The sequence below is a fragment of the Hyphomicrobium sp. genome (assembly GCF_035548195.1).
GTDB lineage: Bacteria > Pseudomonadota > Alphaproteobacteria > Rhizobiales > Hyphomicrobiaceae > Hyphomicrobium_B.
In genome coordinates, this window is the sequence record NZ_DASZTY010000017.1 from 199,523 (window position 1) to 211,292 (window position 11,770).

An 11,770-nucleotide genomic window follows, 5' to 3' on the forward strand; every position below is an offset into this window, starting at 1 on the left:
AAATGACGACCGTTCTGATCACGCATCCGGCGTTTGTTGCTCACGACACGGGCGCCGGACATCCGGAGCGGCCGGATCGGATGCGCGCAATCGATGCGGCGTTAAACGATACCCGGTTTTCGCAGCTTCTGCGTCGAGAAGCGCCGCTGCGCGACGATGATGCGTCATACATCGCGCTGGCGCATCGCCAGCGCCATCTCGACGAAATGCTGGCGTTGGCGCGGCGGGTCACCGGCGGACATGAGCATATCGACGGCGATACGGTCGTTTCGGCTGGGACTTGGGAAGCCGCGAGGCGTGCGGTCGGAGCTGGGCTCGATGCAGTAGACCGTGTCGTCGGAGGGGAAGCAACGAACGCGTTTTGCCAGGTCCGCCCTCCGGGACATCACGCGGAAAGTTTCCGTGCTATGGGATTTTGCCTGTTCAACAATGTCGCGATCGCTGCGCACTATGCTCGTGCGAAGCATGGGTTGGAACGTCTCGCAGTTGTGGATTTCGACGTTCATCATGGAAACGGGACGCAGGAAATCTTTTGGTCCGATAAAAATTTGTTCTATGGATCGACGCATCAGATGCCGCTTTTCCCTGGAACCGGTGCGTTGCGCGAAACCGGGGTTGGCAATATCTTCAACGCGCCGCTTCGCGCAGGTAATGGCCGAGAGCAATTCGAGGAGGCCTTTCGCGACCGAATCCTCGGGCCGCTCCAGAATTTTTCGCCAGACCTCGTGCTAATCTCGGCGGGTTTCGATGCGCACCATCGCGATCCGCTCGGCGGACTGCAGCTCACCGAGGATGACTTTCGATGGGCGACAGAAGCTCTCGCAGCGGTTGCGCGCCGCCACGCAAACGGACGAATCGTGTCGATGCTCGAAGGCGGCTATGATCTGACGGGCTTGGCGCAATCAGTCGCGGCGCATGTTGATGCGTTGATAGAGGCCGGCGCTTGAGCGGCGGCGACAACCGACAACCGCAAAAACGGTTCAGGGCAGGATTATGAGCGAACGGAAGGCAGCAGCGAAGACTTTCGACGATATCAAGGACATGACATTCGAACGGGCTTTGAAAGAGCTCGAGGCGATTGTCGGTCGCTTGGAACGCGGGGATGTCGATCTTGAGGAAAGCATCGCGATTTACGAGCGGGGCGAGGCTTTGCGGGACCACTGCGACCGACTATTGAAAGCGGCCGAGGCAAAAGTCGAAAAGCTTACGCTCGGCGCCGATGGTGCTCCGACCGGGACAACTCCGCTCGATAAGGACAATGGCGCGCCATTCTGACGGCGCGCTCTCTGCCGCCGATGACTCTTTTATCTTCACTGCGGCAAGCGGGCGCACTATTTATCGATCAGGCATTACCGGTTCGGAAACTGGGGAATTGGCGCTATGAAGCAGTGGGACGCCGTTTAGTCCCCTCATTGACCGTCGTTCGCGACGCTCTCTCAGACCAGGGTTCACTTCGTGAGCAAGACTCCGTTACTCGATCGCGTTCGAACGCCACATGATCTTCGTCAGCTTTCTGAAGATGAGCTGCCACAGTTGGCGGCCGAGCTTCGCGCCGAGACGATCGATGCGGTGTCGGTCACGGGCGGACATTTGGGAGCAGGCCTTGGCGTCATCGAACTGACGGTCGCCTTGCACTGGGTTTTCAATACCCCAGACGATCGTCTGATCTGGGATGTGGGCCACCAGGCGTATCCGCACAAAATCCTGACCGGGCGCCGCGACAAAATTCGAACGCTGCGTCAACCGGGCGGACTTTCGGGTTTCACAAAGCGCGATGAAAGTCCGTACGATCCGTTTGGCGCGGCGCATTCCTCGACGTCGATTTCGGCCGGGCTGGGGATGGCCGTCGCTCGTGACCTGAGTGGGGGCGACAACAACGTCGTCGCTGTTATTGGCGACGGCGCGATGAGTGCCGGCATGGCCTACGAGGCGCTCAACAATGCCGGCGCACGCGATGAACGTTTGATCGTCATTTTGAACGATAACGATATGTCGATCGCACCGCCTACCGGTGCCTTGTCGGCATATCTGGCGCGTGTGACGTCAAGCGATACGTATCTCCATCTGCGTGACTACGCCAAACAGCTCGCGAAGATGCTTCCCAAGCAGTGGGAACGCCGGGCGGCGCGGGTTGAAGAATATACCCGGCACATCTGGCAGGGCGGCGCGTGGTTCGAGGAACTGGGCTTCTATTATGTCGGCCCCATAGACGGGCATGATTTTAACCAGCTTCTCCCTGTTCTGAAGAATGTCCGCGACGCGCATCAGGCGCCCATTCTCGTGCATGTCGTCACGAAGAAGGGGAAAGGCTATGCACCCGCCGAGGCGGCCGCCGATAAATATCACGGCGTCAACAAGTTCAATGTCGTCACCGGTGCGCAGATCAAGCCGAAGCCGAATGCGCCGAGCTATACGAAAGTTTTCGCTGACAGCCTGATTGCGGAAGCACGCAAGGACAAGCGCATTGTCGCGATCACGGCTGCGATGCCGTCCGGTACGGGGCTTGATCACTTCGGCAAGGAATTTCCGGATCGTACGTTCGACGTCGGTATTGCTGAACAGCACGCGGTGACGTTTGCCGCGGGGTTGGCGACGGAAGGTTATAAGCCGTTTGCCGCGATTTATTCGACGTTTTTGCAGCGTGCTTACGATCAGGTTGTGCACGACGTCGCCATTCAGAAGCTGCCGGTGCGTTTCGCGCTCGACCGCGCGGGGCTCGTCGGCGCCGACGGTGCGACACACGCCGGTTCGTTCGATATTGCCTATCTTGGCTGCTTGCCCCATTTCGTCATCATGGCGGCGGCGGATGAAGCCGAACTCGTCCATATGGTCGCAACGCAGGCGCAGATCGACGATCGGCCGAGCGCATTGCGTTATCCGCGTGGTGAAGGCGTCGGGGTCGAATTGCCGGAGACCGGGGTGCCGCTTGAAATAGGCAAGGGCCGGATCATCCGCGAAGGCTCCAAGGTCGCGCTGCTATCGTTGGGAACGCGGCTGGCGGAATGCATGAAGGCGGCTGAGCAGCTTGCAACGTTCGGACTTTCAACGACGATTGCAGACGCGCGTTTCGCGAAACCGTTGGACGAACGGTTGATACGCGATCTCGCCACCAATCATGAAGTTCTCGTGACGGTCGAGGAAGGTTCGGTTGGCGGCTTCGGTAGCTTCGTTCTGCACTATCTCTCGGAGCAAGGACTGCTCGATGGAGGTCTGCGTGTTCGCGCCAAGGTCCTGCCAGACGTGTTTATCGATCATGGCAAGCCCGAGGCGATGTATGAAGCGGCGGGATTGAACGCCTCTGGTATCGTGCAGACGGTTTTTTCTGCACTTGGCCGCGCGGATGTTATCGGCGAGCGCGCATAGCAGAGACTGTACGATGAGCTGATTTGGGATGAGGAAGCCCGGTCCGTACCGGGCTTCGCTGCAAATCGCTACTTTACGGTTACGCTTACGACTTCCGATGCAATCGGCGGGTCCGTTGGGATATGATTTTTGTCGCCGAGCAAAAGCTGCAACGTGTGTTTGCCGGGTGTTAAAGTGATCGTCGCTTCGGTTTGCCCTTTGCCGTAGTGGACATGATGGTCGTCTTTCGGGATGGCGGAATTGAAATCGGTGACTGTGGTGTCGATGAGAAGATGGTGATGCCCGCTGTTTGGTTTGTCCGTTCCGGCTGGAACGATATCGATATTCTCGGCTCCGAATTTAACCGTGACAGGGCTCGATACAGTCGAACCATCCTTTGGCTCGATGATGAAAACCTTGGCTCCAGCGGGCGCGGGCGTTCGGTTGTTGTCGGCCAATACAACGCTAGGGCACGCTAGCGCAAAGATCGCAGCAGCGATTGCGGTCTTCATGAATTCTCTCCAATTTGCTTGATCCAATTCCCGCAAATGGGGACCACTGAGTTTATATTCAATGATGGGAAAGTGGCGAACCTTATGCGGCTCGACCAGACACTTGTAGCGCGCGGACTGGCGCCGTCGCGTGCGCGGGCTCAGGATCTGATCAGGCGAGGGTTTGTGCGGGTCGGCGGCAGGACTTGCGATAAGCTTGCACGCGATGTGCCGGACGATGCGCTTATTGAAATATCCTCCGAGGCGCCGGGATATGTATCGCGAGGGGCGGAGAAGTTGACCGCGGCCCTCGATCGGTTTGCATTAGATCCGGCTGGAGTTGTGGCGCTCGATGTCGGGGCTTCGACCGGGGGCTTCACGGAGGTCCTACTCGAACGGCGCGCGGAGCGGGTTTATGCTGTCGATGTCGGCACAGCGCAATTGCATCCGCGCTTGCGGAACGATCCGCGTGTTGTTTCACTAGAGAATTGCGACGGTCGCGCGTTGACGCGGGAGATCGTGCCGGTTCCTGTCGGTGCGATCGTGATTGACGTCAGCTTCATCTCCGTAACGAAAGTTCTCGGACACGTTTTGCCATTGGCCGCACACGGTGCGTGGCTTGTGGTGCTGGTCAAGCCGCAATTCGAGGTTGGACGCGAGCGCATCGGCGGCGGAGGCATCGTGCGCGACGATGCAGCACGGCGCGATGCACTTCAGTCGGTCCGCGCGTGGCTTGAATCACAGTCCGGCTGGCGGGTTGTTGGAGACATGGTGTCTCCAATCGCAGGAGGTTCAGGTAACGCTGAATATCTTGTTGGAGCGCTCCGCGATGTCTGACGAGCGAGAGCTACGCATCGTTCGTCTCGGTGCGCAGGGGGATGGCGTTGCCGATCGTGAAGGCCATCCGGTTTTTGTGCCGTTTACGCTGCCGGGCGAGCACGTTTTGGCTGACGTTTCTGGCGAGCGCGGCAGGCTGGTTCGCATTCTTGAGCCAAGCGCGGAACGCGTGGAACCTATTTGCAGGCATTTTGGCACGTGTGGCGGCTGCTCCGTGCAACATATGTCGTTGGCAGCCTATCGCGCGTGGAAAGGCGAACTCGTTAGCTCCGCTTTTCGCGCGCGCGGCATTGACGCCGACATCGCTGACCTCGTCGAACCGGGCGGACGACGCAGGCGCGCAGCGTTCTCCGTCGAACGTGCCGAGGCCGGGCTGGCAATCGGATTTCATGAAGCGCAGTCGCATGTGCTGGTTGCAATTACCGAATGTCCGGTTCTTGAGCCTAAAATTGTCTCCATGCTTCCGCAACTCGGTGCATTGTTGGCACCGCTTGTTTCCAAGCGCGGCGCGCGCTTGACCATAACAGCTACGAATTCGGGTCTCGACGTGCTGCTCGACGGCACTGAACGCCGATTGACACCGGACGTGCGAAGCCGACTCGCTGCTGGAGCGAGCGATCTGAAGCTGGCACGGCTGACCGTTAGCAACGATGTCGTCGTCGAGACATTGCCACCGTTTCTCTCGTTTGGTGCCGCCGATGTCGTCTTGCCGCCAGATGTTTTTGTGCAGGCGGTTGCCGAAGCGGAGGCAGAGATGGCGCGCCGTATTACGGCCGCTGTCGGTAAGGCGAAGACTGTTGCCGATTTATTCTGCGGCATGGGCGCGTTCACGTTTCCGCTTGCGGCCCGCGCGCGCATATCGGCATTCGATGGCGACAAGGATGCCATTGAGGCACTCGTCGCGGCGAGCAAGAAAACATCGGGGTTGAAGCCGGTCGCCGCGCGCGTGCGCGATCTTTTTCGCGAGCCTTTATCGCCGCTTGAACTCAACGAGCACGACGCGGTTGTATTCGATCCGCCGCGTGCGGGCGCCGAGGCGCAGGCCCAACGGCTGGCAAAATCGAAAGTGAAGACTGTCGTTGCCGTCTCGTGCAATCCGGCGACGCTGGCGCGCGACGCCCGGGTTCTCATCGACGGTGGCTACAAAATCGAGTCCGTAACGCCGATCGATCAATTCGTCTATTCGGCGCACGTTGAAGTTATCGCGGTCTTTCGGCGTTAGGTGCCCGTCTGGCCACGATGGCGCAGGAAGTGATCCGCCAGAACGATGGCCATCATGGCTTCGCCGACCGGCACTGCGCGAATGCCGACGCATGGGTCGTGGCGGCCCTTGGTCACGATTTCCGTTTCGTGGCCGTGGGTGTCGATCGTTTTGCGCGGCGCGAGAATCGATGATGTCGGCTTGACGGCGAAGCGGCAGACGACCGGCTGTCCGGTGGAGATGCCACCAAGGATTCCGCCAGCATTGTTCGACATGAATACCGGCTGCCCGTCATTGCCGATGCGGATCTCGTCGGCGTTTTGTTCGCCAGTTAGCTCCGCTGCAGCCATACCTGCGCCGATCTCGACGCCTTTCACGGCGTTGATCGACATCATAGCGCTCGCAAGATCCTGGTCGAGCTTGCTGTAAAGCGGTGCGCCCCACCCGGCAGGCACGCCTTCGGCAATGACCTCGATAATGGCCCCGACGGACGAACCGGATTTGCGGACTTTGTCGAGGTAATCAGCCCACAGTTCGGCGGCATTCTTGTCGGGCGAGAAGAATGGATTGGCTGCGACTTCGTCCCAATTCCAGTTGGCGCGGTTGATCTTGTGCGGGCCGATCTGGATGAGCGCGCCGCGGATTTTAACGCCGGCGACGACCTTCCGCGCGACGGCGCCTGCAGCCACACGCGAAGCTGTTTCGCGCGCAGATGAGCGTCCACCGCCGCGATAATCGCGGATGCCGTATTTCGCGTCGTAGGTGAAGTCGGCGTGGCCTGGCCGGTATTTGTCTTTGATCTCGCCGTAGTCTTTCGAGCGCTGGTCGGTGTTTTGGATTTCGAGTGCGATGGGGGTGCCGGTCGTCACTTGCTTGCCGGAAGCGTCGTTGAAGACGCCCGACAGGATTTTTACGGCATCGGCCTCCTGGCGCTGGGTCGTGAAGCGGGATTGGCCAGGGCGCCTGCGATCGAGATGCAGCTGAATGTCGGTTTCGTCGAGCGCGATTCCGGGCGGGCAGCCGTCGACGATCGCTCCGATCGCGGGCCCGTGGCTTTCGCCCCACGTCGTTATGCGAAACAGATGGCCGAAGGTATTGTGAGACATTGCTGAAGTAATCGCCCGAACTGGGCCCGGACGAGCATCGACCTCGATGGCTCTGCAACGATTGTGTTGCCGGGTTGCGTCACCGTCCTTCTTAGGAGCGGTGCGTCGGTGCGGCAAGCCCGCATCGCCGTGAAAGCGTAGGTGACAAGCTCGGGCGACGCAGATTAACTCCGCCGCAGTGTGCGTCCGTCAATGGTTCCGCCACGCTTGCGAAACATGACGGTAACAAGTGTACCTGTATCCGCATTCGATCTGCAACTCGGCCGAGCACGCGACGTCTGCCCGATCGCAGCCCGCGTCGCATCGAGGGATCGCACGTCGCCAGATGAAGCGGATTGTACCGAGTTCAAAAGACCGTTCTGCCCGGATTTGAGCGTCCGCGGTCGAGGGGTTTTTCAATATGCGTCCTCGATAGGACGCCGAAGAGCCGGAGAGAGCCGCTTCTCCGGCTCTTTTGTTTTTCGAGTATGTCTAAAGCCACTCCGTTGCGTCGTGGCGCAGCACGAGAATTTTGTCCTGCGGGACTTCCAGGAACGGCACGCGGTTTGGATCGATTCCGAGGAGTGCGCCGCGCGCGACGCGACTGACGCCGCCATGCGTGACGGCGACGGTATCGCGGTCGAGCTTTTCAAGCCACACAGCGATGCGCGTTTGGAGATCGCTGTAGCTTTCGCCGCCGGTCGGGCGCCAGCCGAATGGGTCGGCTGCTTTTGCAGCGACTCCCATCGGATCTGCACTTTGGAGCTCTGAGGCGAGTTCTCCTTCCCAATGACCGTAGCTCAGCTCGATCAGGTCTCGATCGGTACGGTAACGGCTTGCATCGAGTTCGAGCGCCGTGCGGAGGAGCTGCATCGTTTCGACGGCGCGGGCGAGCGGACTCGAAACGAAATCGGCTGTTGCCAGCCCGGGCATCCGCGATTTGAGCACTTCGCCGTGCCGGCGCGCCTGCGCGCGGCCGGTTTCGTTCAATGGGATATCGCGCTGTCCCTGGTAGCGGGACTCTTTGTTCCAGTCCGTTTCGCCGTGTCGGACAAGGTAGAGGGTGACGCCCGGCTTAAGGGCGGCTGCTGCCGCCCTGGCACTCACGCGTCGTCGCTCTTCACGACAGTGATGTCGGGAGCGTCCTCGTTCTTCATGCCCTGGACGTGATATCCGCTGTCGACGTGATGAACTTCACCCGTTACGCCGCGCGACATATCGGAAAGGAGATAGAGCCCGGCCCCGCCGACGTCCTCGATCGTGACGTTTCGACGAAGCGCAGAGTTATATTCATTCCAGCGCAGGATGTAGCGGAAATCGGCAATGCCTGCGGCGGCGAGTGTCTTGATTGGGCCTGCCGAGATTGCATTGACGCGGATGCCGGTTCGGCCAAGGTCCGCTGCGAGATAACGGACGCTCGCTTCGAGCGCGGCTTTTGCAACGCCCATGACGTTATAGTGCGGCATGACCTTTTCGGCGCCGTAGTACGTGAGCGTCAGGAGCGAGCCGCCGTCCGGCATGAGCTTTTCGGCGCGCTGGGCAAGTGCGGTGAACGAAAAGCAGGAAATCAGCATGCTTTGGGTGAAGTTCTTCTCCGTCGTATCGACGTAGCGGCCATCAAGCTCGTTCTTGTCGGAGAAGGCGATGGCGTGCACGAGAAAGTCGAGACGGCCCCATGTATTCGCCAGCGTATCGAAAACGGCGTCCATCGAGGCGGCGTCGGTAACGTCGCAGGGAAGGACCAGCTTCGTGCCAAGCTCGGCGGCAAGCGGCTCAACCCGCTTCTTCAGCGCATCGCCCTGGTATGTGAGCGCGATCTCGGCACCTTGGGAGGCGCAGGCCTTGGCGATGCCCCAGGCGATCGACCTGTTATTGGCGACGCCCATGATCAAGCCGCGTTTGCCGGCCATCAATTGGCCTGCGGCTGCGGACGTATGCGCCTCTGACCCCGCCATGGGCTCGATTTCCTTGAATATTCGGTTTTCTGATGGGTGTAAGCTGGCGCGCATCCTACACAAATGCGTTTGCCGGTCCAGATGGACGGAGAGCCCCGATGCGCGGCGATTGGACCGGGGCAGCAGGACCGGAAATCGGTCGGCCGCGGCCCGCTCCATCGTGGTAAGTATCGGAAGAACCGTTGTTAATTCTTAGTGAGCGGGGACGGCGATTTCCTTGCCTGATGCTTTGGGACGTTCGGATCCTGCGATGCGCCCATCGTCGATGGTGATGATGCGGTCGGCGTACTGCAGCGTACGATGGTCGTGCGTCACGGCGAGTACGGCGCGCCGGGTGTCTTGTGCAACTTTAGCCAGCAATTCCATAACCGCCATGCCATTTTTGCCGTCGAGAGCCGCAGTCGGCTCGTCCGCCAGAATGACGGAGGGTGAACCGGCAAGCGCGCGGGCAATCGAGACACGCTGTTTCTCGCCGCCGGACATCTTCGACGGCATCGCGTTGATGCGATGGCCGAGACCGACCGCTTCAAGGGCTTCGGCCGCGTAGTCATAAGCATCGGGGCCGCTGAGATCGCGGAGATCGAGCGCCAGCATGACGTTCTCGACTGCGGTCAGCGTGGGCACCAGGTTGTATGCCTGGAAGACGAAACCGACGTGCTTGCGTCGCAGATGGGCCAGGTCCTCCTTGTCCATCTCATGCGTCTTGAAGCCCGAGAGAGTCAGTTTGCCTTCTGTCGGCGACAGGATGCAGCCGAGGATCGAAAGCAGGGTGGTTTTCCCCGAACCGGACGGACCCATCAGCAGGGTCAGTTCGCCGGTGTGAAGCTGCATATCGATGCCCTTCAGAACCTTGACCTCGTTCGGTGCGGCTCCGAGCAGTTTGACGATGCCCTGGGCTTCGAGAATGACTTTGCTGTTGATTGGCGTGGACATGTCGGTCTCCAAAGTTATCGGCTAAATACGACGGCCGGGTCAATCCGGACGACCTTGATGATGGCGCTGATGGCAGCGAATACGCACATTCCGACGGTGACGGCGAACAGACCGCCCGCGAGGGCTGGTGTCATGATGACGGTGAGCTTGGTGTCCTGCGCTCCGCGGATGGCGAGCAGCGCCAGCCCCATGCCGAGAATGTAACCGATTAGGCCCGAGAGTACCGCCTGCATCAGGATCACCTTTACGATGTAGCTTGCTCCGGCACCGAGAGCGCGCAGGGTGGCGAACTCGTTGATGTGGTCTTTCGTGCTCGAATAAAGCGTTTGGGCGACGATCACGATCCCGACTATCAGGCCGAGCAAGGCGCCTGCAATGAGCGCGGCACCGGCGCCGGTCTGGAACAGCCAATAATTCTGGCTGCGCTTGCGGAATTCGTTCTGCGTCAGGACTTCGGTATCGGGCAGGCGCTTGGCGATTGCAGCACGTACTCTCTCGATATCGGCACCCGGGGCGATCGTCACGCGCTGGTACGAGGCTTGGTCCTGCTCGGCGCCGGAAAGGCGGCGCGCTTCCTCGATTGAGGCAAAGACGAAGGGCAGCGTCGTGAACGAGCGGATCCGTTTGGTAATCGCGACGAGTTCCACGGAAGCGCCGTTGATTTCAGCGTGCTGGCCGAGCCCGTTGACGCCGAGATCGGGAAAATAGCTTTGGTCGATTGCGACGGTATCCGGCGCTTCGAGGGCGGACCGGCTGCCTTTGATGATGTTCCACGGAAGCGCCTTCGAGCTGTCGCCTGCCGTGCCGATCAGAAGAACCGTGTTCTTACCGCCCTGGGGTTTACGCCAGCTGGCAAACGAAACGACCATGTCCTCTGAGTTTTCGACGCCGGGCGTCGAGAGAACCATGTGCCGCTCGCGGCCTGAAAGGAACGAGGGATCGTCGTAGCTCTTGGTGCCGAGTGGAACGACCCAAAGGTCTGCAGGTGCTGCATCAATGATCGCGGAGATCTTGTTTTGTGAGCCGAGATAGATGCCCGACTGTACTGCAACGAGGACGACCGAAAAAACGATGCCGACGATCGTGACGAAGAAGCTCATGCGGTCGTGAAAGAGATTGCGGTAGGCGAGCTTCATCACCATCGGGATCGGGCGGCGTTTTCGAGAGCGGCGCGACGTTGCGGGTGCGGCGGTTATTCCGGTAGGGGCGTTGAGTGCGAGTTCCATGACCTGTCCTCCTCCTTGAGGGCGTTGGCCAACTTCAATGGCACTTAGATCGGATTGCGGCTGTTCCGGGCGGGACACCTTCAGTTCCCGCCTCGGTCATGTTGGTCACTCCTCGCACGGGACGTCGATCAGGCCTGCAATTGCTGCCGAATAGCGGCGGCAGATTTGCTTGGCTTCGGTCGCCGGCTTGTCTGTCGCGGATTTTCCATCCGTGGACGTTTTATCCGCGGTCGCAACTTTGTCCGTCGTGGGCGCTTCGGTTTTTGCGGCGGGTGGCGAGTTTGTGGCCGCTGGGGTCGTCGAAGCGGTTGTGATGTTGCTGGTCTTTGCGATCTCGGTCGTCGTCGCCGGATTGCTCATTAACTTGTCTTCCAGCTTCGCCATTTGGACGACCGGCGGCGTCGCGGGTTTCTTGGCGGCAATGTTGACATGGGACCGTTTGTGCCTGCGGACTGGAGCCGCCTCCGCACGATACACCCGGCGCGCAGCGCGTTCGCGCGCGCAATGTTTGCGGTAACCGTAGCCGTCGCCCGCGTAGCTTTGCGTCGGATGGGCGACGAACGAGCCGAGCGGGAAGCCGAAGCCGAGACGAATGCCTCCGGCGTTGGCGGCGCTGGTCAGCGTGCTGCCGGCGAGCAGTGCGGTGGCGAGTGCGAAAGCGATCTTGGTCATTGGATCCTCCTACGGGCTGAAAGTCTGT

The 11,770-nt window shown here is 60.2% G+C and carries 12 protein-coding genes; 5 read left to right on the plus strand and 7 right to left on the minus strand.

Translation table 11 applies throughout. From position 1 onward, the window contains the following. Positions 1-2: 2 nt before the first annotated feature. The 3 genes from VHB22_RS05490 to dxs all read left to right on the plus strand — a co-directional run bounded on the left by VHB22_RS05490 (position 3) and on the right by dxs (position 3,363). On the plus strand, positions 3-947 hold the full coding sequence (locus VHB22_RS05490; protein WP_325455953.1) for a histone deacetylase family protein: 945 nt from the start codon (positions 3-5) through the stop codon (positions 945-947). 46 nt (positions 948-993) lie between these two features. Continuing rightward, positions 994-1,275, plus strand: coding sequence for an exodeoxyribonuclease VII small subunit (locus VHB22_RS05495; protein WP_325455954.1), 282 nt, complete (start codon positions 994-996; stop codon positions 1,273-1,275). Positions 1,276-1,455: 180 nt separating this feature from the next. Further along, positions 1,456-3,363, plus strand: a complete 1,908-nt coding sequence (dxs, locus tag VHB22_RS05500; RefSeq protein ID WP_325455955.1) for a 1-deoxy-D-xylulose-5-phosphate synthase — start codon at positions 1,456-1,458, stop codon at positions 3,361-3,363. A gap of 68 nt (positions 3,364-3,431) precedes the next feature. Here the strand turns inward: dxs and VHB22_RS05505 are convergent, their stop codons facing one another. Then, positions 3,432-3,854 carry a DUF4399 domain-containing protein gene (locus VHB22_RS05505; RefSeq protein ID WP_325455956.1) on the minus strand — a complete coding sequence of 141 codons (423 nt, stop codon included), beginning with the start codon at positions 3,852-3,854 and terminating at the stop codon, positions 3,432-3,434. Between the two features lie 36 nt (positions 3,855-3,890). On the opposite strand from VHB22_RS05505, the gene VHB22_RS05510 reads away from it, so the two are divergent. Then, positions 3,891-4,670 (plus strand): TlyA family RNA methyltransferase, encoded by a 780-nt coding sequence (locus VHB22_RS05510; protein ID WP_414652705.1) that lies wholly within the window; start codon positions 3,891-3,893, stop codon positions 4,668-4,670. Further along, positions 4,663-5,892 carry a class I SAM-dependent RNA methyltransferase gene (locus VHB22_RS05515; protein ID WP_325455957.1) on the plus strand — a complete coding sequence of 410 codons (1,230 nt, stop codon included), beginning with the start codon at positions 4,663-4,665 and terminating at the stop codon, positions 5,890-5,892. The genes VHB22_RS05510 and VHB22_RS05515 overlap by 8 nt, the downstream gene beginning before the upstream one ends. Here VHB22_RS05515 and aroC read toward each other — a convergent pair. From aroC to VHB22_RS05545, 6 genes are all read right to left on the minus strand, one after another. Next, positions 5,889-6,977 (minus strand): chorismate synthase, encoded by a 1,089-nt coding sequence (gene aroC, locus VHB22_RS05520; protein WP_325455958.1) that lies wholly within the window; start codon positions 6,975-6,977, stop codon positions 5,889-5,891. The genes VHB22_RS05515 and aroC overlap by 4 nt on opposite strands. 471 nt (positions 6,978-7,448) lie before the next feature. Next, positions 7,449-8,063 carry a histidine phosphatase family protein gene (locus tag VHB22_RS05525; protein WP_325455959.1) on the minus strand — a complete coding sequence of 205 codons (615 nt, stop codon included), beginning with the start codon at positions 8,061-8,063 and terminating at the stop codon, positions 7,449-7,451. Then, complete coding sequence (fabI, locus tag VHB22_RS05530; RefSeq protein ID WP_325455960.1) at positions 8,060-8,911, minus strand: enoyl-ACP reductase FabI; 852 nt, start codon at positions 8,909-8,911, stop codon at positions 8,060-8,062. Before fabI ends, VHB22_RS05525 begins: the two co-directional genes overlap by 4 nt. A gap of 192 nt (positions 8,912-9,103) precedes the next feature. Further along, the gene (locus VHB22_RS05535; protein ID WP_325455961.1) at positions 9,104-9,844 is read right to left on the minus strand and encodes an ABC transporter ATP-binding protein; all 741 of its coding nucleotides are present in this window, start codon (positions 9,842-9,844) and stop codon (positions 9,104-9,106) included. A gap of 14 nt (positions 9,845-9,858) precedes the next feature. Next, complete coding sequence (locus VHB22_RS05540) at positions 9,859-11,070, minus strand: ABC transporter permease (protein WP_325455962.1); 1,212 nt, start codon at positions 11,068-11,070, stop codon at positions 9,859-9,861. A 105-nt stretch (positions 11,071-11,175) separates the two neighbouring features. Beyond that, positions 11,176-11,742 (minus strand): hypothetical protein, encoded by a 567-nt coding sequence (locus VHB22_RS05545; RefSeq protein ID WP_325455963.1) that lies wholly within the window; start codon positions 11,740-11,742, stop codon positions 11,176-11,178. Positions 11,743-11,770 lie beyond the last annotated feature (28 nt).

Bases quoted from the DNA above. Each gene is read 5' to 3' on its own strand.
- aroC (WP_325455958.1), bottom strand. From the start codon at position 6,977: ATGTCTCACAATACCTTCGGCCATCTGTTTCGCATAACGACGTGGGGC.
- VHB22_RS05535 (WP_325455961.1), bottom strand. From the start codon at position 9,844: ATGTCCACGCCAATCAACAGCAAAGTCATTCTCGAAGCCCAGGGCATC.
- VHB22_RS05545 (WP_325455963.1), bottom strand. From the start codon at position 11,742: ATGACCAAGATCGCTTTCGCACTCGCCACCGCACTGCTCGCCGGCAGC.
- VHB22_RS05510 (WP_414652705.1), top strand. From the start codon at position 3,891: ATGGGGACCACTGAGTTTATATTCAATGATGGGAAAGTGGCGAACCTT.
- fabI (WP_325455960.1), bottom strand. From the start codon at position 8,911: ATGGCGGGGTCAGAGGCGCATACGTCCGCAGCCGCAGGCCAATTGATG.
- VHB22_RS05505 (WP_325455956.1), bottom strand. From the start codon at position 3,854: ATGAAGACCGCAATCGCTGCTGCGATCTTTGCGCTAGCGTGCCCTAGC.
- VHB22_RS05540 (WP_325455962.1), bottom strand. From the start codon at position 11,070: ATGGAACTCGCACTCAACGCCCCTACCGGAATAACCGCCGCACCCGCA.
- VHB22_RS05495 (WP_325455954.1), top strand. From the start codon at position 994: ATGAGCGAACGGAAGGCAGCAGCGAAGACTTTCGACGATATCAAGGAC.
- VHB22_RS05515 (WP_325455957.1), top strand. From the start codon at position 4,663: ATGTCTGACGAGCGAGAGCTACGCATCGTTCGTCTCGGTGCGCAGGGG.
- VHB22_RS05490 (WP_325455953.1), top strand. From the start codon at position 3: ATGACGACCGTTCTGATCACGCATCCGGCGTTTGTTGCTCACGACACG.